The organism is Mycolicibacterium brumae, assembly GCF_025215495.1.
Lineage (GTDB): Bacteria > Actinomycetota > Actinomycetes > Mycobacteriales > Mycobacteriaceae > Mycobacterium > Mycobacterium brumae.
In genome coordinates this window covers 2,558,597-2,580,819 of record NZ_CP104302.1, presented here as the reverse complement: position 1 = coordinate 2,580,819, position 22,223 = coordinate 2,558,597, and the positions used below count along the sequence as shown (strand labels likewise).

Annotated in this window: 20 protein-coding genes; 10 read left to right on the top strand and 10 right to left on the bottom strand. The window is 69.4% G+C overall.

Annotation, left to right across the window (positions count from 1 at the left end; translation table 11 throughout):
* Positions 1-28: 28 nt before the first annotated feature.
* The 4 genes from iolD to iolC are packed head-to-tail and all read right to left on the bottom strand — an operon-like array spanning position 29 to position 4,739.
* Complete coding sequence (gene iolD / locus L2Z93_RS12515) at positions 29-1,978, bottom strand: 3D-(3,5/4)-trihydroxycyclohexane-1,2-dione acylhydrolase (decyclizing) (RefSeq protein ID WP_090591525.1); 1,950 nt, start codon at positions 1,976-1,978, stop codon at positions 29-31.
* A 31-nt stretch (positions 1,979-2,009) separates the two neighbouring features.
* Entirely contained in the window at positions 2,010-2,870 is an 861-nt protein-coding gene (iolB, locus tag L2Z93_RS12510; RefSeq protein WP_090591529.1) for a 5-deoxy-glucuronate isomerase, read from the bottom strand.
* Positions 2,870-3,766, bottom strand: coding sequence for a Cgl0159 family (beta/alpha)8-fold protein (locus L2Z93_RS12505; protein WP_090591537.1), 897 nt, complete (start codon positions 3,764-3,766; stop codon positions 2,870-2,872). The genes iolB and L2Z93_RS12505 overlap by 1 nt, the downstream gene beginning before the upstream one ends.
* Positions 3,759-4,739, bottom strand: coding sequence for a 5-dehydro-2-deoxygluconokinase (gene iolC / locus L2Z93_RS12500; RefSeq protein WP_090591541.1), 981 nt, complete (start codon positions 4,737-4,739; stop codon positions 3,759-3,761). Before iolC ends, L2Z93_RS12505 begins: the two co-directional genes overlap by 8 nt.
* A 107-nt stretch (positions 4,740-4,846) precedes the next feature.
* Between iolC and L2Z93_RS12495 the strand changes: the two genes are divergently transcribed.
* The 4 genes from L2Z93_RS12495 (at position 4,847) to L2Z93_RS12480 (ending at position 8,725) form a co-directional block, all read left to right on the top strand.
* Positions 4,847-5,620, top strand: a complete 774-nt coding sequence (locus tag L2Z93_RS12495; protein WP_202971892.1) for a GntR family transcriptional regulator — start codon at positions 4,847-4,849, stop codon at positions 5,618-5,620.
* Positions 5,621-5,792: 172 nt separating this feature from the next.
* Positions 5,793-6,812: a substrate-binding domain-containing protein gene (locus L2Z93_RS12490; RefSeq protein WP_090591653.1), complete on the top strand. Its 1,020-nt coding sequence runs from the start codon at positions 5,793-5,795 to the stop codon at positions 6,810-6,812.
* Between the two features lie 25 nt (positions 6,813-6,837).
* A complete protein-coding gene (locus tag L2Z93_RS12485) occupies positions 6,838-7,896 on the top strand; it encodes an ABC transporter permease (RefSeq protein ID WP_090591549.1) in 1,059 nt (352 codons plus the stop codon).
* A 10-nt stretch (positions 7,897-7,906) separates the two neighbouring features.
* Positions 7,907-8,725, top strand: a complete 819-nt coding sequence (locus L2Z93_RS12480; protein ID WP_090591556.1) for an ATP-binding cassette domain-containing protein — start codon at positions 7,907-7,909, stop codon at positions 8,723-8,725.
* Positions 8,726-8,737: 12 nt separating this feature from the next.
* Here L2Z93_RS12480 and L2Z93_RS12475 read toward each other — a convergent pair whose 3' ends face one another.
* Genes L2Z93_RS12475 through L2Z93_RS12455 form a run of 5 tightly spaced genes read right to left on the bottom strand, consistent with a single transcriptional unit; the run spans position 8,738 to position 13,648 of the window.
* On the bottom strand, positions 8,738-9,514 hold the full coding sequence (locus tag L2Z93_RS12475; RefSeq protein WP_090591560.1) for a TIM barrel protein: 777 nt from the start codon (positions 9,512-9,514) through the stop codon (positions 8,738-8,740).
* Positions 9,515-9,538: 24 nt separating this feature from the next.
* Positions 9,539-10,513, bottom strand: a complete 975-nt coding sequence (locus L2Z93_RS12470; protein ID WP_090591564.1) for a Gfo/Idh/MocA family protein — start codon at positions 10,511-10,513, stop codon at positions 9,539-9,541.
* A gap of 2 nt (positions 10,514-10,515) precedes the next feature.
* Positions 10,516-11,388 carry a sugar phosphate isomerase/epimerase family protein gene (locus tag L2Z93_RS12465; protein WP_090591568.1) on the bottom strand — a complete coding sequence of 291 codons (873 nt, stop codon included), beginning with the start codon at positions 11,386-11,388 and terminating at the stop codon, positions 10,516-10,518.
* Between the two features lie 34 nt (positions 11,389-11,422).
* Complete coding sequence (locus L2Z93_RS12460; protein WP_090591572.1) at positions 11,423-12,427, bottom strand: Gfo/Idh/MocA family protein; 1,005 nt, start codon at positions 12,425-12,427, stop codon at positions 11,423-11,425.
* Complete coding sequence (locus tag L2Z93_RS12455; protein WP_090591575.1) at positions 12,428-13,648, bottom strand: phytanoyl-CoA dioxygenase family protein; 1,221 nt, start codon at positions 13,646-13,648, stop codon at positions 12,428-12,430.
* 96 nt (positions 13,649-13,744) lie between these two features.
* Between L2Z93_RS12455 and L2Z93_RS12450 the strand changes: the two genes are divergently transcribed.
* The 4 genes from L2Z93_RS12450 (at position 13,745) to L2Z93_RS12435 (ending at position 18,942) form a co-directional block, all read left to right on the top strand.
* A complete protein-coding gene (locus tag L2Z93_RS12450; RefSeq protein ID WP_090591579.1) occupies positions 13,745-14,770 on the top strand; it encodes a LacI family DNA-binding transcriptional regulator in 1,026 nt (341 codons plus the stop codon).
* 191 nt (positions 14,771-14,961) lie between these two features.
* Positions 14,962-16,908, top strand: coding sequence for a 2-oxoacid:acceptor oxidoreductase subunit alpha (locus L2Z93_RS12445; protein WP_275984288.1), 1,947 nt, complete (start codon positions 14,962-14,964; stop codon positions 16,906-16,908).
* Positions 16,905-17,987: a 2-oxoacid:ferredoxin oxidoreductase subunit beta gene (locus tag L2Z93_RS12440; RefSeq protein ID WP_090591587.1), complete on the top strand. Its 1,083-nt coding sequence runs from the start codon at positions 16,905-16,907 to the stop codon at positions 17,985-17,987. The genes L2Z93_RS12445 and L2Z93_RS12440 overlap by 4 nt, the downstream gene beginning before the upstream one ends.
* Before the next feature lie 640 nt (positions 17,988-18,627).
* The gene (locus L2Z93_RS12435) at positions 18,628-18,942 is read left to right on the top strand and encodes a transglycosylase family protein (RefSeq protein WP_370745907.1); all 315 of its coding nucleotides are present in this window, start codon (positions 18,628-18,630) and stop codon (positions 18,940-18,942) included.
* A gap of 54 nt (positions 18,943-18,996) precedes the next feature.
* On the opposite strand, the gene L2Z93_RS12430 is transcribed toward L2Z93_RS12435, so the two are convergent.
* Entirely contained in the window at positions 18,997-20,157 is a 1,161-nt protein-coding gene (locus L2Z93_RS12430) for an FAD-dependent oxidoreductase (RefSeq protein ID WP_090591592.1), read from the bottom strand.
* Between the two features lie 65 nt (positions 20,158-20,222).
* On the opposite strand from L2Z93_RS12430, the gene L2Z93_RS12425 reads away from it, so the two are divergent.
* Together L2Z93_RS12425 and L2Z93_RS12420 are read left to right on the top strand one after the other, a co-directional pair.
* The gene (locus L2Z93_RS12425) at positions 20,223-21,491 is read left to right on the top strand and encodes a saccharopine dehydrogenase family protein (protein ID WP_090591595.1); all 1,269 of its coding nucleotides are present in this window, start codon (positions 20,223-20,225) and stop codon (positions 21,489-21,491) included.
* Positions 21,492-21,584: 93 nt separating this feature from the next.
* Positions 21,585-22,172 carry a DUF937 domain-containing protein gene (locus L2Z93_RS12420; protein WP_090591599.1) on the top strand — a complete coding sequence of 196 codons (588 nt, stop codon included), beginning with the start codon at positions 21,585-21,587 and terminating at the stop codon, positions 22,170-22,172.
* The last annotated feature ends 51 nt before the right edge of the window (positions 22,173-22,223 follow it).

Sequence of the window (22,223 nt, the reverse complement as noted above, 5' to 3'; positions counted from 1 at the left end):
ACAAGTTCTTTCGTTCGGTTCGGGTAGATCAGCGGTCGGAAGGCCGGACCAGCGGCCGCTGGACCTTCTTCCAGTCCGCGTAACGCCGGTAGGCCTCCTTGGTGGATTCCAGGCTGGAGACCTGTGACACCGGGACGTCCCACCAGGATTGGCTGTCCGGGGCGAACACCATCGGGTCGGTCTCGACATAGATCACGGTGGTGTTCTCGGCTGCCTTGGCCGCCCGGACCGCGTCGGTGAACTGCTCGGCGGTGCTCACCCGGATCACGTCGGCGCCCAGACTGGCGGCATTGGTGGCCAGGTCGACCGGCAGGTAGTCCCCGTCGAGCCGGCCGTCCGCTCCCCGATACCGATAGGCGGTGCCGAACCGTTGCGAGCCAAGGGATTCCGATAGCCCACCAATGGAAGCGAAGCCGTGGTTCTGCACCAGCACCGGGATCACCTTGACGCCCTCCTGCACGGCGGTGGCGATCTCGGTGGCCATCATCAGGTAGGAGCCGTCGCCGACCATGATGAAGACGTCGCGTTCCGGCGCGGCCATCCGCACGCCGATGCCGCCGGCGATCTCGTAGCCCATACAGGAGTAACCGTACTCCACGTGATAGTTCTTGCGGTCTCGCGGACGCCACAGCTTGTGCAGGTCCCCGGGCATCGAACCGGCCGCGCACACCACCACGTCGGTGGCGTCTGAGCAGCTGTTCACCAGGCCGATCACCTGATTCTGATTCAGCGGCTCACCGCCGGTCGTTTGGAACACCTCGTCCACGGTGGAGTTCCACTCCCGGATCAAATCCGTTGCCCGCTTGTGGTATTCATCGCTGACGGTGTAATCGCCCATCAGCACCGACAGGGTCTGCAGAGTTTCCCGGGCGTCGGCGACCACGCTCAGTCCGCCCTGCTTGACCGAATCCATGGACGCCACGTTGACGTTGACGAAGCGGACGTCGGGGTTGTTGAACGCGGTCCGCGAAGCGGAGGTGAAATCGCTGTAGCGGGTGCCGATCCCGATGATCAGGTCCGCGTCGGCGGCCAGCGCGTTCGCCGCGGTGGTCCCGGTGGAGCCGACGGCGCCGACCGCCTGCGGGTGGTCGAACTGCAGCGATCCCTTGCCGGCCTGGGTTTCGCACACCGGGATCCCGGTGCGGGCCGCGAACGCGTCCAATTCGGCCGTCGCCCCGGAGTAGATGACACCGCCGCCGGCCACGATCAGCGGGCGCTGCGCGGAGCGGATGATCTCGGCGGCCCGGGACACCACCGAGCGTTCAGCCGGCGGGCGCCGGATATGCCAGGTGCGTTCGTCGAACAGCGACACCGGCCAGTCGAAGGCCTCGGCCTGCACATCCTGGGGAAGGGCGATCGTCGCCGCGCCGGTCTCTGCCGGGTCGGTCAGCACCCGCATCGCCCCCAGCAGCGCAGCCGGCAGTTGTTCGGGCCGCCACACCCGGTCGAAATAGCGGGACAGCGGTTTGAAGGCGTCGTTGACGGTGACGTCGCCGCTGCTGGGCAACTCAAGCTCTTGCAGCACCGGGGACGGAGCGCGGGTGGCGAAGGTGTCCGACGGGAGCAGCAGCACCGGTAGGCGATTGATGGTGGCCAGCGCCGCGCCGGTGAGCATATTGGTGGCGCCCGGACCGACGCTTGCGGTCACCGCCCAGGCCTGCAGCCGGTCGCTCTGGCGGGCGAACCCGACGGCGGTGTGCACCATGGCCTGCTCGTTGCGGCCCAGCACATAGCGCAGGCCCGGTTCGCGGCAGGCGTCGAGCGCCTCGACCTCGTCCTGCAGCAGCGCCTGCCCGACGCCGGCCACATTGCCGTGCCCGAAGATGCCGAAGCAACCGGCGAAGAACTTGTGCCGGTTGCCGTCTCGTTCGACGTACTGGTTGGCCAGGAAACGGACGGTCGCCTGCGCGACGGTGAGCCGGACGGTGGCTTCATCGTCGGGAACTTTCTGGTCGGCCATCGGGGCAGTGGAGACCACGTCGTGCTCCTCGTTGGGTGTCAGTGCTCGGTTAACGGTCGCCGAACGGCAGTCGGGGATCGATGTCCTGGTGCTCCCAGCTGCCACGCAGCCAGGTGTGGTTCGGATCGTCGCAGATCAGCCAGGCGCGCTCCGGGCCGGAGCCGGCCATCACGTTCAGGTAGTACATGTGGTGGCCCGGCGCGGCGATCGACGGCCCGTGGTAACCGTGCGGCACCAGCACCACGTCTCCGCTGCGCACCTCCTCAAGCACCTCGATCGGGCGCTCCGGAGTGCCGTAGACCCGGTGGTAGCCGAATCCCGGTGTGCCGGCGGGGCTGTCGGCGATCTCGAAGTAGTAGATCTCTTCCAGCTGGGTCTCGTCAGCGGTGTTCTCGTCGTGCTTGTGGGCGGGGTAGCTCGACCAGTTGCCGCCGGGGGTGATGACCTCGCAGGCGATCAGCGAGTCCGCTTCGAAGGTGGTGGCGGTGCCGAAGTTGTGCACCTGCCGGCTGCAGTTGCCGGCGCCGCGCAGCTCGACGGACACGTCGGCGGCCGCCACCCGGCGGTTCGGGAATGATCGCGTGGCGCGGGCGCCGCAGATCGCGATCCGTCCGAACCCTTTCAGCGTGTAGCTCTGACCGATGCCGAGGTAGAGCATATCGGCGGGCCCGTCAAACACCGAGGAGCGTGGCGTCAGCGTGAACGACTCACCACCGCAAGTGATTTCACCGCCACCGGCCAGCGGCAGGATCATCACCTCGTCGCCGCCGGTGTCCAGCGGGATCTCACCGCCGTCGCCGAGGTCGACCACCTGCAGACTGGACTCGGCCCAGCCCGCCGACTCCGGGGTCACGTTCACCGTGTGGGGCGCCTGCGCACTGCCCGCCGGGACGTAGAGCTCGCTGTTCATCAGCGCACCATCGCCACCGCGTTGGCGACCGCGGCGGCGACGTCGTCGTCGGGCGGGTAGAGCAGGGTGCGGCCGACGATCAGGCCGCGGACGGCGGGCAGGGTCAGCGCGCGCTGCCATCCGGCCATCGCCTCGTCGGGGTCGGCGGGGTCGCCGCCGAGCAGCAGGGTGGGCAGGGTGGTGGACTCCATCACCCGCTCCATCTCGTCGACGACCGGGAGTTTCATCCAGGTGTAGGCCGACGTCGCGCCGAGGCCCTGGACGATGTGCACGCTCTTGATCACCGCGTCGGGGGACAGGTCGTTGCGCACCTTGCCGTCGATCCGGTTGGACAGGAACGGCTCCAGCATGGCGATCAGGCCGTGCGCGGCCAGCTCGTCGACGGCCTGGGCGCATGCGGCCATGGTCGCGACGGTGCCCGGGTCCTCCAGGTCGATCCGGACCAGCATCTTGCCGCCGTTGAGATGGGCGGCGGCGGTCGCGGCCGCGGTCGCCGCGGTCATCCGGTCGTCGAGCTCGAAGCTCGCACCGGCCAGCCCGCCGCGGTTCAGCGAGGAGAACACCACCTTGTCCTCCAGCGCGCCCAGCAACAGCAGGTCGTCGAGGATGTCGGCGGTGGCCAGCACCCCGTCGACGCCCGGATCGGCCAGCGCGGTGCGCAGCCGGTCCAGCAGCTCGATCCGGCTGTTCATGGCGGTGGGCCGGGATCCGGCGGCCAGCGCGCCGCGGGCCGGATGGTCGGCGGCGACGATCATGAGCTGGCCGTCGCCGCGCACGGTGGGCCGGGTGGTGCGGGCGTCCCAGGCCGCCGCGATGGCGGCCGGGTTGGTGGCGCGCAGTTCGGTGATATCGGCGTAGCTGCGGCAGCGCGGGGCGAGGTCGGTCGACTCAGACATTGACGGCCTCCTCGGCGCTGCGGTCGGCCAGCTCGGCGACCTCGGCCGCGGTCGGCATCGCCGTCGAGCACTCCAGCCGGGAGGCCACGATGGCGCCGGCGGCGTTGGCGTAGCGCAGCGTCTTCTCCAGCGGCCAGCCGTGCAGCAGGCCGTGGATCAGGCTGCCGCCGAAGGCGTCGCCCGCGCCGAGGCCGTTGACGACGTCGACCAGGTTCGGCGGGACCGTGACGGAGCTGCGCCGGGTCTTGCCCAGCACGCCGCGGGGGCCCTGCTTGACGATTGCCAACTCCACGCCCAGGTCCAGCAGCGCGTCGGCGGCCCGACTGGGATGCCGCTCGCCGACGGCGACCTCGCATTCCTCGCGGTTGCCGACGGCCACGGTGACCTGGGTCAGGGCGCGCTGGATCTGCTCGGTGGCCGCGGCGGGGGAGTCCCAGAACATCGGTCGGTAGTCAAGGTCGAGGACGGTCAGGGGAGCGCGGCCGTCGGCATTGCGGGCCTCCCAGGCGGCGAAATGGGCGGCGCGACTGGGTTCTTCGGACAGGCCGGTGACGGTCGCCCAGAACAGCCGCGTCGAGCGCACCGCGTCGGCGTCGATCTGATCGGGGCGCACCTGCAGGTCCGGGGCCACCGGTCGGCGGTAGAAGTACAGCGGGAAGTCGTCCGGCGGGAAGATCTCGCAGAAGGTGACCGGGGTGGGCAGCTCCGGGTAGATGTGCACCGCGGAGTTGTCCACCCCGAGCCGGGCCAGTTCGGCGCGCACATAGCGGCCGAACGGGTCGCCGCCGACACCGGAGATCAACCCGGTCCGGTTGCCGAGCCGGGCGGCGGCCACCGCGACATTGGCGGCGCTGCCGCCGAGGAACTTGCCGAAGGATTCGACCTCTTCGAGTCCGACTCCGGTCTGCAGCGGATAGACGTCGACGCCGCACCGGCCGATGGCAAGCGCGTCGAGTGACGGGTTTGTGGGCACGGTTGTCTCCTGCGTGGCTGGGTCTTGTCGAAACCTTGCCCCGCGCAATCACCGATGTCAATAGTTTGTCAGGACAATCGGTCTTAAGCTCTTTGTGGGGTAACATGATGCCCGCTTTGTCTCTGCTTTCGTCGCGATCGGAGTCGTCGGTGAACCTCTCGGTTGAACTCGACCGGTCCAGTCCGGTGCCGCTGTATTACCAACTGGCACAAGCGATTGAGGGCGCGATCCGGACCGGTGAGCTGGCCCCGGGGGATCGCTTCGAGAACGAGCTGGCGCTGGCCAAGCGGCTGTCGCTGTCCCGGCCGACCACCCGGCGGGCCATCCAGGAAGTCGTGGACAAGGGCCTGCTGGTCCGCAAGCGCGGCGTCGGGACCCAGGTGGTGCAGAATCCGGTGCACCGCCGGGTGGAGCTGACCAGTCTGTTCGACGATCTGGCCAGAACCGGCAAATCGCCGACCACCGACCTGCTGGAGTACCGGGTCTGTAACGCCGACGACGACGTGGCCGCCGAACTGAATCTGGGCGCCGACCGCGAAGTGGTGGCCATCCGTCGGCTGCGCCGGGCCGAGGGCGAGCCGCTGGCGTTGATGGCCAACTATCTGCCGGTAGAGATCGCTCCGGACGCCGACGAGCTGGAGTCCGCGGGGCTCTATCAGTCGTTGCGGTCCCGCGGGGTGAACATCCGGCTGGCGCGACAGCGGATCGGCGCCCGCAGCGCCACCAAGCCGGAGGCGAAACTGCTCGGCGAACGGGCCGGGGCGCCGTTGTTGACCATGGCCCGCACGGCCTTCGACGATTCCGGTCGGGCGGTCGAGTTCGGCTCGCACTGCTACCGCGCGTCCCGGTACTACTTCGACACCACCTTGTTCAACCGGTAGGTCGCAAGCAAAGCCGGAGCCTGCGGAGGCTTTGCGCAGCGGGCCTACCGCGTCGGATGCAGGCGGGTCACAAGTCCTAATGTCTGGACAAACTATTGACATCTCGGTGTGAGGCGCGTTACATCATGTCACCGAGTAGGTGAGTGGCGGTAGCCGGCGACGAGGAGTGGCGATGTCAGATCAGCGGAGCAGTGCGGCGCGGCGCGGTGTGGGGAAATGGTCGGTGATCGCCGCGGTGGCCACGCTGACCGTCGGGCTGGCGGCCTGTTCGGCGACCGGCGGCAAGCCCCGCGACACCGGCGGCGACGGGATGGGCGCCGGCACGGCGGACACCCCGCGGGTCAAGATCGCGATGATCACCCATGAGGCGCCCGGCGACTCGTTCTGGGACCTGGTTCGCAAGGGCGCGGAGACCGCCGCCAAGAAGGACAACATCGAGCTGCTGTACTCCTCGGATCCGGAAGCGCCCAACCAGGCCAACCATGTGCAGTCCATGGTCGACAGTGGGGTGGCCGGCATCGCCGTCACGCTGGCCAAGCCGGACGCCATGAAGCCCGCGGTCAGCAACGCCACCGCCAAGGGCATCCCGGTGGTGGCCTTTAACGCCGGGCAGGACGCCTGGCGGGACATGGGCGTGCTGGAGTACTTCGGCCAGGACGGTTACATCGCCGGCCAGGAGGCCGGCCGCCGACTGCAGGCCGACGGCGCCAAGAAGATCATCTGCGTCATCCAGGAACAGGGCCACGTCGACCTGGAGGCCCGCTGCCGCGGCGTGCAGAACACCTTCCCGGCAACCGAGACGCTCAACGTCAACGGCAAGGACATGCCGTCGGTCGAGTCGACGATCACCGCGAAACTGCAGCAGGACCGCGGGATCGACCACGTGCTGACCCTGGGCGCCCCGTTCGCGCTGACCGCGGTCACCTCGGTGCGCAACGCCGGCAGCGACGCCAAGGTCGCCACCTTCGACACCAACGCCCAGCTCGTCGACGCCATCGAGGACGGCTCGGTGCAGTGGGCCGTGGACCAGCAGCCGTTCCTGCAGGGTTACCTGGCCGTCGACTCGCTGTGGCTGTACCTCAACAACCGCAACGTCATCGGCGGAAACCAGCCCACGCTGACCGGTCCGCAGTTCATCGACAGTTCCAACATCGACGCGGTCGCCGAGTACGCGCGCGCCGGCACCCGCTGATCGCCGAAGAACGGAGACCCAACAGATGACTGCCGAGGCCGAAGCCGCGCTGGCCGACCGCAAGGTCGTCCACGACGAACGCGTCAAAGAACAGAACAAGCTGCAGCGCTTGCTGATTCGCCCGGAGATGGGCGCGCTGGTCGGCGCACTGGCCATCCTGCTGCTGTTCCTGGCGGTCGCGCCGCCGTTCCGCTCGCCGGACGCCATCGCCACCGTGCTCTACGCCAGCTCCACCATCGGCATCATGGCCGTCGGGGTGGGCCTGCTGATGATCGGCGGCGAGTTCGACCTGTCCGCCGGCGTCGCGGTCACCACCAGCTCGCTGGCCGCCTCGATGCTGGCCTACAACCTGCACCTCAATCTGTGGGTGGGGGCGGCGCTGGCGCTGATCGTCTCGCTGGCCGTCGGGGCCTTCAACGGATACATGGTGATGCGCACCAAGATCCCGTCGTTCCTGATCACGCTGAGCACCTTCTTCATGCTTGCCGGCGCGAATCTCGCGGTCACCAAACTGATCTCCGGCCAGGTCGCCACGCCGAGCGTGTCGGATATGGAGGGCTTCGACTCCGGCAAGGCGGTGTTCGCCTCCACCATCCCGCTCGGCCCGGTCGGGGTGAAGGTCACCGTGCTGTGGTGGATCCTGTTCGTCGCCATCGCCACCTACGTGCTGTTCCACACCCGAATCGGCAACTGGATCTTCGCCGTCGGCGGCAACCAGGACAGCGCCCGCGCCGTCGGCGTCCCGGTGACCAAGGTCAAGATCGGCCTGTTCATGGTCGTGGGGTTCTGCGCCTGGTTCGTCGGCATGCATCTGTTGTTCTCGTTCAACACGATTCAGTCCGGCCAGGGTGTGGGCAACGAGTTCTTCTACATCATCGCCGCAGTCATCGGCGGCTGCCTGCTCACCGGCGGCTACGGCACCGCGATCGGAACGCTGATCGGCGCGTTCATTTTCGGCATGACCAACCAGGGCATCGTCTACGCCGGGTGGAACCCGGACTGGTTCAAGTTCTTCCTCGGCGCGATGCTGCTGTTCGCGGTCATCGCCAACAACGCCTTCCGCAACTACGCGGCCAAGCGATAGGAGTCGGCGCATGACCACCACCGAGCAGGCCCCCACCGCCGACGCCGCAGCCGGCGGGGACGCGCCGCTGATCGAACTGCGCAATGCGGGCAAGAGCTACGGAAACATCATCGCGCTCAAGGACATCAACCTGCGCGTCGGCGCCGGCCAGGTCACCGGCGTGCTCGGCGACAACGGCGCCGGCAAATCCACCTTGATCAAGATCATCGCCGGGCTGCACAAGCCGAGTGAGGGCGAAGTGCTCGTCGACGGCGTGCCGACGGTCTTCGAATCGCCCAAGGACGCGCTGAACAAGGGCATCGCCACGGTGTACCAGGACCTCGCCGTGGTCCCGCTGATGCCGGTGTGGCGCAACTTCTTCCTCGGCAACGAGTTGCGCAAGGCGTCGTTCCCGTGGTCGCTGGACATCAACGGGATGCGCGCGACGACCATCACCGAACTGCACAAGATGGGCATCGACCTGCCCGACGTGGACGCGCCGATCGGCTCGTTGTCCGGCGGCCAGCGCCAGTGCGTGGCGATCGCGCGGGCGGTGTTCTTCGGGGCCCGGGTGCTGATTCTCGACGAGCCCACCGCCGCGCTCGGCGTCAAACAGTCCGGCATGGTGCTGCGCTACATCACCGCCGCCAAGGAGCAGGGTTTCGGCGTCATCTTCATCACGCACAACCCGCACCACGCGCACATGGTCGGTGACCACTTCGTGCTGCTCAACCGAGGCCGGCAGAAGCTGGACTGCACTTACGACGAGATCACGCTGGAGGCGCTCACCCAGCAGATGGCCGGCGGCGACGAACTGGAGGCGCTGTCGCACGAGCTGGGCCGCAAATAGCCCGGCGCGTGCTCAGCCGTTGAACGCGGCGCGGAACGCCTTGAGCGCGGTGACGCTGTCGCCGGCGGCGAACGCCTCCATCCCGACGGTCCCGCGGTAGCCCGCCGCGCGCAGCGCCTGCGCGATCGCCGGGTAGTGGATCTCGCCGGTGCCGGGCTCGCAGCGCCCGGGCACATCGGCCACCTGGACCTCGCCGATCGCGTCGCCGCAGCGGCGGACCAGGGTGATCAGGTCGCCCTCGCCGATCTGCGCGTGATACAGATCCAGCATCATCTTGACGTGCGGATGCCCGACCGCCTCGACGAGCGCCAGGGTGTCCTTGGCCCGGGCCAGCGGCACTCCCGGGTGGTCGAGCTTGGTGTTGAGGTTCTCCAGGCAGAACGTCACGCCGGCGGCCGCGCCCAGCTCGCCGAGCTCGGCGAGTCCACGTTGCGCGGCGAACCACATCTCGGCGGTGGCGCGACGCTGCGGGCGGGCCGCCTGCCCGTCGACCAGTTCGCCCGGATGCACCACCAGCCGTGGAACCCCCAGCACCGCAGCCGCTTTCACCGCCTCGGCGGCGGTGCGGACGACTTCCCGGGCGCCCTCGGCGTCATACAGGTCGCCGTGCAGGTAGCCGGTCATGGAGGAGAACCCGGCCCCGGTGGCGGCCAACGCCTCCAGGTCCTTGTCGGCGAAGCTCCAGATCTCCACCGCGAAGCCGAGTTCGTCGATGCGGCGCACCCGATCGAGGAAGTCGAGATCGGTGAACACCATCTCGGCGCAGACGGCGAGGTCGAAGTCGTGCATGGGTTTCTCCTATTGCAATGGGTGTCAGCGGGGCGGCAGGCCGGCGGCGCGGTAGGCCGCGTCGACCAACGCCATATTGGCGACCGCGTCCGCGCCGTCGACGGGCAGCGGCGCGCCGTGTTGGACGTGAGCGGCGAAGGCCTCCAGCTGATAGCTGTAGGAACTGCGCGTTCCCAATCGCTCGACGGTGGTCCCGGTGTCGGTGGTGATGGTGACCCGGTCGTCGAGATTCGGCCGGATGAAGTCGTGGGCGAACGCCCGGCCGCGGCTGCCGACCACGGTGATGCCGAACCGGTAGTCATCGGCGGTCATGCTGTTGACACTGACCGCGCGCGCGTCGCCGACGGCCAGCTCAACCGTGGCGTCGGCGTCCACGCCGGGGGAGCGCTCGACGGCGCGGGCCGCGGTGATCACCGGTTCGGCGCCGGTCAGCGCGGCCACCCGGCGGATGAAATGCAGTCCGTAGCAACCGAGGTCCATCAGCGCGCCGCCGGCCAGTTCGTAGGACCAGCGCGGATCGTCGTCCGTCGGCGCCGGCATCTCCATGCTCACCGTCACCTCGCGCAGTTCACCAAGGTCGCCGGCGCCGATCAGCTCCAACAGCCGGCGGGTGACCGGGTGGTACAGGTAGTGGAACGCCTCGATGACCGGAACGCCGGCCAACGCCGACGCCTCGGCGACCTCGCGGGCCTCGGATTCGTTTCGGGCGTAGGGCTTTTCGCTGAGCACCGGCTTGCCGGCCGCGACGGCGGCCAGGTTCCACAGCGCGTGCAGCGCGTTGGCCAGCGGGTTGTAGACGACGTCGACGTCCGGATCGGCGATCACCTCGTCGTAGCCGCCCAGCACCCGCTCGACGCCGTACTTCTCGGCGAACGCCGCGGCCCGGCGGGGATCCCGGGCGGCCACCGCCACCAGCCGGTGGCCCAGTTCCTCGGCCGGCCCGACGATCGCGGACTCGGCGATGCGGGACGCGCCCAGCACCCCGATGCGCAGTGTCATGTCTAGGCCGGGACTTCGGAACCGAGCCGGCGCAGGAAGTCGACGCTGGCCCGAACGTCGGCCAGCGGGCCTTCGCCGTCGGGATCGCCGGCCAGGATGGTGTCCTGCTCCATCACGTACCAGCCGTCGAAACCGTTGTCCTCCAACGCCTCGATGATTCCGGCGATGTCCACGTCGCCGGCGCCGAGCGGGACGTACATGCCCTGGGCCACCGCCTGGGTGTAGGTGAGCTCACCGGACTGCACCCGGGCCGCGAGCGCGGCGTCGACGTCCTTGAGGTGGGCGTGGGTGATGCGTCCGGGCACCTCGCGGGCGAGCGCCAGCGGGTCGGTGCCGCCGATCAGCAGGTGCCCGGTGTCCAGGCACAGGGCGATATCGGATCCGTCGAGCACCCGGCTCACCTCGGCGCGGTTCTCCACCATGGTGCCGACATGCGGGTGCAGCACGGCGCGCAGCCCGCGATCGGCGGCGATCCGCGCGAGCCGGTCCAGGTTGGCCAGCAGCGTGGCCCACTGCCGATCGTCGAGTTCCGGCCGCTGGTCGTAACCGTCGGAACCGGTCGCCGCGGCCAGCACCACCACCCCGGCGCCGGCGGCGGCCAGGGAGGCCAGCGGTCCAGCCAGGTCCTCGGCCGGGTCATGATCGGCGTCGTGCAGCAGCACCGGCACGAACCCGCCCACACACGACAGCCCGGCGCCGTCGAGCAGCGCGGTCAGCTCACCAGGGTCGGTGGGCAGGAATCCGTCCGGGCCGAGTTCGGTCGCGGTCAGACCGGCCTCGCCCATCTCGGCGAGCACCCGGTCGGCGGGTAGCTGGTGGCCCCAGCCGGGCACCTCACACACACCCCAGGAAATGGGGGCGCCGGCGATCTTCATGGGTGTTCTCTCCTTGGTGTGGTGGGGAATCGGATCAGCCGCGGACCGAGGCGATGCTGACCGGGGCGCCCAGGCGCAGCGACTCGGTGGCGGCCTCGGCGATCCAGGCGACCTCCACGGCGTCGGCGACGGTCGCGCCCTGCACCGGGGCGCCCTGCACGACCTGCAGGAAGCCGCCCAGCTCGGTGCGGAACGCCTCGGTGAACCGATCCATGAAGAAGTGGTGCGGGGTCCCGGTCGGGAAGTCGGTGTTCGGGTCGGTGTTGCGCACCGGCACGCCCTCGTCCCAGCCGGCGACCACGGTGTCGTCGAAGCCGTGCACCTCCAGCCGGCAGTCGTAGCCGCGGGCGTTGTAGCGGGCCGCCGAGATCACGCCGAGGGTTCCACCGTCGAACCGGACGATCACCGCGGCGGTGTCCACGTCGCCGTACTCGGCGAACCGCGAATCGCCCTGCACGCTGCCGGTGGCGTACACCTCGACGGCCTCCCGGCCGACGATCCAGCGCACGGTGTCGAAGTCGTGCACCGCGCAGTCCCGGAAAATTCCGCCGGACCCGGCGATGTAATCCATCGGCGGCGGGGCCGGATCCATGGTGGTGGAACGGACGGTGTGCAACGCGCCGAGCGCGCCGCTGTCCACGATGGTCTTGGCGTTGGTGAACGCGGCGTCGAAGCGGCGCTGATAGCCGATCTGCACGGGAACCCCCGTGCCGGCGATGATCTCGGCGACCCGGGCGCTTTCGGCGGCGGTGGAGGCGACGGGCTTCTCGCAGAAGGTGGGCAGCCCGCGCTGCACGGCGGCCAGGGTCAACTCGGCGTGCGCCGGGGTGGCGGCGGCCACCACGACGCCGTCGATGCCGGAGGAGAGCAATTCGGCCACCGAATCCACCGGCTTGGCCCCGTACTTCGCGGCGACCTGGGCCACCACATCGGGACGCTCATCGGTGATCACCAGGCCGTCGACGCCGGGCAGGTTCGACAGCGTGTCGGCGTGGAAGGCGCCGATTCGGCCGAGGCCGATCAATCCAATGGTGCTCACTCAAGTGTTCCTCTCGGTGGTGGGGTTCGGGTCGCGGCGGCCGTCCTGCGCGCGCAGCGCGGCCTCCAGATCGCGGGGCGGCAGACCGGCGGTCACCGCGTCGAACAGCACGTCGACCTGGCTGCGCGGGGCCAGGGAGCCGATCGGCTGGTCGTGGTCGAGATTGGTGGGGAAGGGGTACCCCTCGGCGGTGGCGACGATGGCGTTGCGGATCTCGGTGTCGCTGCGGCCGGCCGCCCGCATGGCCAAAAGCGCCGGGTAGACCGCGACGGCCATGGCGGTGCGGTCCATCGACTCCATGGCGCGGCCGAACGGCGAGGACACCTGCAGCAGGTTCGCCATCCGGGCGATGTCGGCGGAGGTGTTGGCGCCGGCGGCGTGGAACAGCGCCGGGTTGAAGAACACCGCGTCACCCTTGGCCAGCGGCAGCTGCACGTAGTTCGCGGCGAAGTAGTCCAGGAACTCCTGCCGGTAGAACGCCAGATAGCCGGGGGTGAAGCGCTGCGAGTAGGGCAGCAGCATGGTCGGGCCGCTGACCACGGGCATGTCGCAGTGCGCGACGGCGCCCTGCAGGGTCAATGCCGGGGACAGTCGGTGCACGTGCGCGGGGTAGTCGGTCAGCGCGTCCGGGTCGACGAAGCCGAGGTGGTAGTCGCGGTGTGGGACCTGGGCGGCTCCGCCCGGGTTGACCACGTTGACCTGCGAGGTCAGCTGGTAGCGCGGGCCCAGCCAGGCCTGGCAGATCAAGGCCAGGGTGTCGTTGGCGTAGTAGTCGGCGTACACCTGGGGCGCGTGCAGCGCCAGCTTCTGGGCGGCGTTCCAGATCCGGTCGTTAGCGCCGGGCTTGCCGAAGTGGTCGCCGGCGGCGCCGCCCGCGGCGCGCTGGGCGGCGATCAACTCGTTGAACGCCGCGCTGGCGCTGTCGAGCACATCGGCGTCGAACGCGCCGGAGAACGCCACCACGCCGGGCCCGTCGAGCAGGGCCGCGATCAGCTCGGACTGCACGGCCCGGCGGTCGGCGGCAGCCGTCGGGCCGGCCACCACGGCGGCGTCGTAGACCGGGATGCCGGCTCGGATCTCGGCGGCGTGCGGGTAGTCAGCCGGATCGGTCTGGTCGGGCAGCTGCGCGCGGAATTCGTCGAGGTCGCAGTGCGTGTCGTCGATCCAGGTGTCGCGGGCGCCGGCCGGCGCCCGCGGGGCCGACGAGAGAGAAGTGCTCATGCGTCGAGTCTTGCTGTGTCGAGCGCCACAATCAACACCAAAAAACCATCAAAAAGACATCACAAATCAAGGTTTGTTGGGTAGCGTCACCGAACCATGGCGCATCGCTACAAGGTTCGTGAGATCGCCCAGCAGTCCGGGCTCAGCGAGGCCACCGTCGACCGGGTGCTCAACAACCGGCCCGGCGTCCGGGAGGGCACCCGCGCCGAGGTCCTGCAGGCCATCACCGACCTGGACAGGCAGCGCGCCCAGCTGCGATTGAGCGGGCGCCGCTACCTGATCGACGTGGTCATGCAGACCCCGCGCCGGTTCTCCGACGCGTTCCGCGAGGCGGTGGAGGCCGAGTTGCCGTCGTTCGCCCCGGCGGTGCTGCGCGCGCGGTTCCATCTGTGGGAGTCCGGGGCCAGCGAAGTCACCGTCGACGCGCTGGACCGGCTGCGCGGCAGTCAGGGCGTCATCCTCAAAGCGCCCGACGACCCCGCGGTCGCCGACGCGATCGATCGTCTGGTCGCCGGTGGCGTCCCGGTGGTCACCTACGCCACCGATGTGGCCAACAACTCCCGCTACGGGCACGTCGGCATCGATAACTACGGGGCCGGAGCGACCGCGGCCTATCTCATCCAGCAGTGGCTGAACCACGTCGCCGAGCCGGGAACCGGAGTGTTGGTCACGCTGAGCCGCAACGTGTTTCGCAACGAGGGCGAGCGCGAGGTGGGGTTCCGCGCCACACTGCGCGGCAGCGGTCTGGAGATCGTCGACGTCTCCGGCAGCGACGGACTCGACGCGACGAACGAGGCATTGGTCCTCGACGCGCTGCGGCGCCGGCCGGATATCGAGGCGGTGTACTCGGTCGGCGGCGGCAATGCCGCGACGGTGGCGGCGTTCGACCGGCTGGGCCGGCGGTGCCGGGTGTTCATCGCCCACGATCTCGACGCCGACAACCGGCGGTTGCTGCACGAGGGCCGGCTTTCGGCGGTGCTGCACAACGATCTGCGTAGCGACGCCCGGACCGCGCTGCGGATGATCCTGGCGGCGCGCGGCGCGGTGCCGCCGGAGCCGGGCCGCCCGTCGCCGGTGCAGATCGTCACACCGTTCAATCTGCCGTCGGGTGTCAGCTCTTAGATTTGACGCGTGTCAAGATGTGATCAATACCACATTTAGCCTCTGGGTGGGTGGTAGAAACTGCGATCACCTGCGGATTCCGCCGACACGCTCCGTTGTCGCAGTGTGTCGATCGCCACAGTCGACCCTTAGATAAGTGCAATAATCGGTACCACGGGTGACAGTTACTACTCGCCGCGGAATCCGACGGTTTGGGAGGCGTACACGTGGCTCCGAGCGACAACGGGACGGGTGCGCCGCGGCGGCGGAAAATCGAGCAGGTGGTCATCCGGTTCGCCGGTGACTCCGGCGACGGCATGCAGCTGACCGGCGACCGATTCACTTCGGAGGCAGCGCTTTTCGGCAACGACCTGGCCACCCAGCCGAACTATCCGGCCGAGATCCGGGCGCCTCAGGGCACCTTGCCCGGGGTCTCGTCATTCCAGATCCAGATCGCCGAGTACGACATCCTGACCGCCGGCGACCGGCCGGATGTGCTGGTGGCGATGAACCCGGCGGCGCTGCGGGCCAATATCGACGACCTGCCGCGCGGCGGACTGGTGATCGCCAACACCGATGAGTTCACCAAGCGCAATCTCACCAAGGTGGGCTACGCCGCCAACCCGCTGGAGGACGACTCGCTGTCGGAGTACGTCGTGCAACCGGTCGCCATGACCAGCCTGACCCTGGGCGCGGTGGAGCAGATCGGGGCCACCAAGAAAGACGGCCAGCGGGCCAAGAACATGTTCGCCCTCGGGCTGCTGTCCTGGATGTACGGCCGACCGATCGAGACCTCGGAAACCTTCATCCGGGAGAAGTTCGCCCGCAAGCCGGAGATCGCCGAGGCCAACGTGCTCGCGTTGCGGGCCGGCTGGAACTACGGGGAGACCACCGAGGCGTTCGCCACCACCTACGAGGTGGCGCCGGCGAAGCTGCCGCCGGGGGAGTACCGGCAGGTCTCCGGCAACACCGCGATGGCCTACGGGATCGTCGCCGCGGGGCACCTGGCGGGTGTCCAGGTGGTGCTGGGCACCTACCCGATCACGCCGGCCTCCGACATCCTGCACGAGCTGAGCAAGCACAAGAACTTCAACGTGCTGACCTTCCAGGCCGAGGACGAGATCGCCGGCATCGGCGCGGCGATCGGCGCGTCCTACGGCGGCGCGCTGGGCGTGACCTCCACCTCGGGCCCGGGTGTCTCGCTGAAATCCGAGGCCGTCGGGCTGGCGGTGATGACCGAACTGCCGCTGATCGTCATCGATGTGCAGCGTGGCGGCCCGTCGACCGGACTGCCGACCAAGACCGAGCAGGCCGACCTGTTGCAGGCGCTGTTCGGCCGCAACGGCGAATCCCCGGTGGCGGTGCTGGCCCCGCAATCCCCGTCGGACTGCTTCGACATCGCGGTGGAGGCCGCCCGCATCGCCGTCGCCTACCGCACACCGGTGATCATCCTGTCCGACGGCGCCATCGCCAACGGCTCCGAACCGTGGCGGGTGCCCGATATCGCGGCCTACCCGCCGATCGAGCACACCTTCGCCCGCTCCGGCGAGCCGTTCCAGCCCTATGCGCGCGATCCGCAGACCCTGGCCCGGCAGTTCGCGGTGCCCGGCACCGCCGGCCTGGAGCACCGCATCGGCGGCCTCGAGTCCGCCAACGGCTCGGGCAACATCTCCTACGACCCGGCCAATCACGACCTGATGGTGCGGGTGCGCCAGGAGAAGATCGCCGGGATCGAGGTGCCGGATCTGCAGGTCGACGATCCGACCGGCGACGCCGAAATGCTGATCCTCGGCTGGGGCAGCTCTTACGGTCCGATCGGCGAGGCCTGCCGGCGCGCGCGGCTGCGCGGCATCAAGGTCGCCCACGCCCAACTGCGCCACCTCAACCCGTTCCCGGCCAATCTCGGCGATGTGCTGAACCGGTACGAAGAGGTGATCGTGCCGGAGATGAATCTGGGTCAGTTGGCGATGCTGCTGCGGGCCCGCTACCTCGTCGACGTCCAGTCGGTCACCAAGGTCCAGGGCTTGTCGTTCCTGGCCGACGAGGTGGGCCGGGTGATCCGGGCGGCGGTTCGGGGGACGCTGGCCGAGATCGAGAACGACAAGACGATGGTCGCCCGGATGTCGGCGGCCCTGGTCGGAGCGGGAGCGCGGGAATGACTGATCTGATCGGCGCCGAGCTGGACCTCACCCCGGTGGGACCGTCGAAGACCGCCGGGGTGCCGACGACCGACGTGCCGCAGAAGGGCAAGGACTTCACCAGCGACCAGGAGGTTCGCTGGTGCCCCGGCTGCGGTGATTACGTCATCCTCAACACCATCCGCAACTTCCTGCCCGAGCTGGGGCTGCGCCGGGAGAACGTGGTCTTCATCAGCGGAATCGGCTGCTCCAGCCGGTTCCCGTACTACCTGGAGACCTACGGCTTCCACTCGATCCACGGCCGCGCCCCGACCATCGCCACCGGCCTGGCGCTGGCCCGCGAGGATCTGTCGGTGTGGGTGGTGACCGGCGACGGGGACGCGCTGTCCATCGGCGGCAACCACCTCATCCACGCCCTGCGCCGCAACGTCAACCTCACGATTCTGCTGTTCAACAACCGGATCTACGGCCTGACCAAGGGGCAGTACTCTCCGACCTCGGAGATCGGCAAGGTCACCAAGTCGACGCCGATGGGGTCGGTGGACACCCCGTTCAACCCGGTGTCGCTGGCCCTGGGCTCGGAGGCGACGTTCGTCGGCCGCGCGCTGGACTCCGACCGCGCCGGGCTGACCGAGGTGTTGCGCGCGGCGGCGGCCCACCGCGGGGCGGCGCTGGTCGAGATCCTGCAGGACTGCCCCATCTTCAACGACGGTTCCTTCGATGTGCTGCGCAAGGAAGGCGCCGAGGAGCGGGTCATCCGGGTCAGCGCCGGCCAGCCGATCACCTTCGGGGCCAACGACGAATACTGCGTCGTCCGTTCGGGATTCGGCCTCGACGTGGCCAAGACGGTGGATGTGGCGGCCGAGGACATCGTGGTGCACGACCCGGCCCAGCAGGACTCGTCGTACTCATTCGCGTTGTCCCGACTGTCGGATCAGAATCTCGATCACACCGTGCTCGGGGTGTTCCGGCAGGTGCAGCGGCCCAGCTATGACGATCAGGCCCGCGCGCAGGTCGCCGCCGCCCGCGACGCAGTGCCGCACGACACCGCGTCTCTGCAGTCGCTGCTGCGCGGCCGCGACACCTGGACCGTCGACTGACGCCGGCAATTGGTTAATTAGACTAACGACTATAAGTCGAGTTATTGGGCGGCGGCGCGACCATTCCCGGTGCGCCACAGGAGTCTCAGTGGCCTCATCGAACCCGCGTCTCCGGGGCCGTCTCGGCCCGTCCGGTGGGGGTTTCCGCATGGCCCAGGTCACAAAATCCCGGTGACGTCGATCACTTGGCGCAGGTCAGAGGCCGTTGGGCGGCTTCCTTAAGAAGTCCCTGTTGACCTGCATAGACCCCTCTCAGAATCCACCGTGATCTGACCGTGATCAAATCGAGATACACGTGTCCCCGGGGTGACTTTGCGAGATGCGACCCGTACGTTCATTTACGTCCCGCAAGGGAAACGCAATCGCAAAGCTCGCGACTGCGAACACAACTCCAAATGTTTGAACCCCTGCGTGTGAGAGGGACCGTGCGAGGCCGATCGGCCCGACGGGCGCCGCGCGAACGAACTGTGCGGCGGGGCATCCGACTTCGCCCCCTCTGTTGTGCCCGACCGAGACGGCACGACCCGATGAACGCCTGATCCAGCTCGAATTCTCTTCGACGACCCGCCGAACGGCGGAGCCGTCCATGGTCGGCGCGCGCGTTGCGAAAGGAACGATCTTGAAGAACCTCCGCTCGAAGATGACCCGCACCGCCGGCATGGCCGTTATCGGTGGCGCGCTCGCCGCCGGCTCGCTGGCCATGTCCACCGCGACCGCTCACGCCGACAGCGTGAACTGGGACGCGATCGCGGCGTGCGAGTCCGGCGGAAACTGGGCCATCAACACCGGCAACGGTTACTACGGCGGCCTGCAGTTCTCGATGGGCACCTGGACGGCCAACGGTGGCGCCGGCTCGCCGCACACCGCGAGCAAGTCCGAGCAGATCCGCGTTGCCGAGAACACCCTGCGCAGCCAGGGCATCGGCGCCTGGCCGCACTGCGGCAAGCGCGGCTAAGATCCTCAGCCACATTCGGGCGGCGATCCACACGGATCGCCGCCCGAATTGCTGTCACGGCAGCCGGAACGCCATCCGCCCGGCGATCGACGCTAGCTGCCGGGTGAGGATGAACTCCGGAACCGCCCCGCCGGCGCGAACCGCCGCCGCGCCCAGCCAGTCCGGCCGCGCGCCGCTGGCCCGCCCGACCATCCGCGCGGTGCGCACCACCGTGGCCACCCGCCCGCGCCGGAACGCGGCATATCCGGCGAACGCGGCGCCGAGGTCGGACCCGGCCGCGACGAACGCGCCAAGCACGGCGGCGTCCTCCAACCCCTGGCAGCCACCCTGGCCCAGATGCGGGCGCATCGGATGCGCGGCGTCACCCACCAGCGTCACCCGGCCGCGGGACCACACCGGGGCGATCGCCCGGTCATAGAGGTCGTTGCGGAGCACCGCCGCGGGATCGGTGGCCGCCAACAGTCCCGGCAGCGGTTCGGCCCACCCGCCGAAGCGCCGGCGCAGATAGGTCAGCTCGCCGTCGGGTCGGTGATCGCCCTCGGGCGCCCGCTCGGTGGCGAACCAATAGGTGTGGTCCGGCCCGAGCGGAGTGTGCCCCGCCTGCAGTCCCATGCCGAACGTTTCCCCGGCGAGTTCGGGATCCATCCCGGCGTCGGCCACTCCCCGCCACGCCGTGCGCCCGGTGTAGGTCGCCGGCAGCGGGCCGCACAACGCCCGGGCGATCACCGAGGCGACCCCGTCGGCGCCGATGACCGCCGCGGCCGGCAGCGCCCGGCCGTCGGCCAACGTCACCTCCACGACGCCGGCGCGCTCGGCCACGCCGGTCACCGGCGCGCCGTGGCGCACCGTGCCCGCCGCCAGCGGGGCGCTCAGCGCCTCGCGCAGCGCGCTGCGGCGCAGCACCACCAGCGGCTCGCCGAGCGCGCGCACCAGCAGGTCGGCCTGCGGGCGGCGGACCCAGGCGCCGTCGTGCCAGCGAACCGCGCCGGCACTGACCGTGCCACCGACCGCGCGCACCGCGTCGCCGAGACCCAATATGTCCAGCGCGGCCAGCGCGTTCGGCCAGATGCTGATCCCCGACCCGGACGCGGCCGCCGACGCGACGTCGCGCTCCAGCACCGTCACGGCCAGGCCGGCGCGCTGCAGCGCCACCGCGGTGGCCAGCCCGGAGATACCCGCGCCCACCACCACAACCGGGTGTGTCCCGTCCCGCATACCGCCCGAACCTACCGGCATCGCAACCGGTCGGGACGGCCCGGCATGCGGGTACGGTCGCCGATATGACTGAATCGCAGCGTGAGATCGATATCGCCCTCTACGGCGCCACCGGATTCGTGGGGAAGCTGACCGCGCAGTATCTGGCCGGACACCCCGACATCACTTCCGGGCGGGCGCGCGTCGCGCTCGCCGGGCGCTCGCCGGACAAATTGGCCGCCGTCCGCGACGAACTCGGCGAGACTGCGTCATCTTGGCCGTTGATCACCGCCGACGCCGGTGACCCCGCGTCGCTGTCGGATCTGGCCGCCCGCACCCGGGTGGTGGTCACCACCGTCGGCCCGTACGCCAAGTATGGATTGCCGCTGGTGGCGGCCTGCGCCGAGCACGGCGCCGACTACGCCGATCTCACCGGCGAGCCGAATTTCATCCTGGCGTCCATGGACGGCTTCCACAAACAGGCCATCGACACCGGCGCCCGCATCGTGCATTCCTGCGGGTTCGACTCCATCCCCTCGGATCTGACGGTCTTCTCGCTGTACCGGCGCGCTCAGGCCGACGACGCCGGGGATCTGCTGGACACCGACATGGTGGTGCGCAGCATGGCCGGCGGGGCGTCCGGCGGCACCCTGGCTTCGGCGGTGGAGATGATGGACGCCTGCTCGGCGGATCCGGAACTGCGCCGGGCGCTGGCCGACCCCTACACCCTGAGTCCGGACCGGTCCGTCGAACCGGAGTTCGGCGCCGAACCCGACGTCCGCTGGCGCCGCGGCGCCACCATCGCCCCCGAACTGTCCGGCTACTGGACCGGCGCGTTCTTCATGGCGATGCCCAACAGCCGGGTGGTGCGCCGCAGCAACGCGTTGCTCGGCCACGCCTACGGCGCCCGGTTCACCTACTCCGAGCAGCTGAGCCTCGGGAAATCGGTGGCCGCTCCGCTGGCCGCCGCCGTGGTCAGCGGGGTGCAAGGCGCGTCGATGTCGCTGGGCGTCCGGTTCTTCGACAAGCTGCCGCGTCCCCTGGTGGAGAAGGTGCTGCCCAAACCGGGCACCGGCCCCAGCGAGAAGACCCGGGAAAGCGGCCACTACACGGTGCAGACCTACACCACCACCAGCCACGGCGCGCGCTACCGCGCCACCATGGCCCAGCAGGGCGACCCCGGATACAAGGCCACCTCGGTGCTGCTCGGGGAGAGCGGGCTGACCCTCGCCCTGGACCGCGACGCGCTGTCGGAGCTGCGCGGGGTGCTGACCCCGGCGTCGGCGATGGGCGACGCGCTGGCCGCGCGACTGCCCGCGGCGGGGGTCCGGTTCGAGGTGGAGCGGCTGCACTAACCCGATTGGGCCACACATCCGAAAACGCGGGCGCTAGGGTCAGGTGAGGGCGGCCGCCGCGACGGCGACCGCCGACGACGAAGGGTGGACAATATGGCCGGTCTTGACGATCTGATGTCGCAGATCCCGGTGGCGGACATCGCCAGCAAGGTGGGCGCGGACGAGGGCGAAGTGCGCAACACCATCCATGCGCTGGTGCCGGCCATGCTCGGCGGGCTGATGGTCAACGCCGACGGCGGGGAGTCGGAGAAGATCGCCTCGGCCGCCGAGAAGCACGCCACGCTGCTGGACGGCGGCGTCGCCGTCGACGATGTCGACGAGGCCGACGGCGACAAGATCGTCGCCAAGATCTTCGGCGGCAACGACAGCAGCGCGGTCGCCTCGGCGCTGTCGAGCCAGGGCGCCACCAACAGCGGCCTGGTGCAGAAGCTGCTGCCGCTGCTGGCCCCGATCGTGCTGGCCTACATCGGCAAGCAGTTCGGCGGCAACCAACAGCAGGCGCAGGCCGGCGGCAACAGCAATGTGCTCGGCGACCTGCTGGGCGGGATCCTCGGCGGCGCCAGCTCGGGTGGCGGCGGGAACAATCCGCTGGGCAGCATCCTGGGCAGTGTCCTGGGCGGCGGGGGAGGCAACAACAACCCGCTCGGCGACATTCTGGGTGGGCTGTTCGGCAAGAAGTAGCAGCGTCCCGATCGACCGCGAAGGCCCCCACGACGGGGGCTTTCGTGCGTC

Excerpts from the sequence above, each read along its gene's own strand:
- iolB (WP_090591529.1), bottom strand. The coding sequence starts at position 2,870 with ATGAACAGCGAGCTCTACGTCCCGGCGGGCAGTGCGCAGGCGCCCCAC.
- L2Z93_RS12505 (WP_090591537.1), bottom strand. The coding sequence starts at position 3,766 with ATGTCTGAGTCGACCGACCTCGCCCCGCGCTGCCGCAGCTACGCCGAT.
- L2Z93_RS12495 (WP_202971892.1), top strand. The coding sequence starts at position 4,847 with ATGCCCGCTTTGTCTCTGCTTTCGTCGCGATCGGAGTCGTCGGTGAAC.
- L2Z93_RS12490 (WP_090591653.1), top strand. The coding sequence starts at position 5,793 with ATGTCAGATCAGCGGAGCAGTGCGGCGCGGCGCGGTGTGGGGAAATGG.
- L2Z93_RS12485 (WP_090591549.1), top strand. The coding sequence starts at position 6,838 with ATGACTGCCGAGGCCGAAGCCGCGCTGGCCGACCGCAAGGTCGTCCAC.
- L2Z93_RS12480 (WP_090591556.1), top strand. The coding sequence starts at position 7,907 with ATGACCACCACCGAGCAGGCCCCCACCGCCGACGCCGCAGCCGGCGGG.
- L2Z93_RS12475 (WP_090591560.1), bottom strand. The coding sequence starts at position 9,514 with ATGCACGACTTCGACCTCGCCGTCTGCGCCGAGATGGTGTTCACCGAT.
- L2Z93_RS12470 (WP_090591564.1), bottom strand. The coding sequence starts at position 10,513 with ATGACACTGCGCATCGGGGTGCTGGGCGCGTCCCGCATCGCCGAGTCC.
- L2Z93_RS12465 (WP_090591568.1), bottom strand. The coding sequence starts at position 11,388 with ATGAAGATCGCCGGCGCCCCCATTTCCTGGGGTGTGTGTGAGGTGCCC.
- L2Z93_RS12455 (WP_090591575.1), bottom strand. The coding sequence starts at position 13,648 with ATGAGCACTTCTCTCTCGTCGGCCCCGCGGGCGCCGGCCGGCGCCCGC.
- L2Z93_RS12450 (WP_090591579.1), top strand. The coding sequence starts at position 13,745 with ATGGCGCATCGCTACAAGGTTCGTGAGATCGCCCAGCAGTCCGGGCTC.
- L2Z93_RS12440 (WP_090591587.1), top strand. The coding sequence starts at position 16,905 with ATGACTGATCTGATCGGCGCCGAGCTGGACCTCACCCCGGTGGGACCG.
- L2Z93_RS12435 (WP_370745907.1), top strand. The coding sequence starts at position 18,628 with ATGACCCGCACCGCCGGCATGGCCGTTATCGGTGGCGCGCTCGCCGCC.
- L2Z93_RS12430 (WP_090591592.1), bottom strand. The coding sequence starts at position 20,157 with ATGCGGGACGGGACACACCCGGTTGTGGTGGTGGGCGCGGGTATCTCC.
- L2Z93_RS12425 (WP_090591595.1), top strand. The coding sequence starts at position 20,223 with ATGACTGAATCGCAGCGTGAGATCGATATCGCCCTCTACGGCGCCACC.
- L2Z93_RS12420 (WP_090591599.1), top strand. The coding sequence starts at position 21,585 with ATGGCCGGTCTTGACGATCTGATGTCGCAGATCCCGGTGGCGGACATC.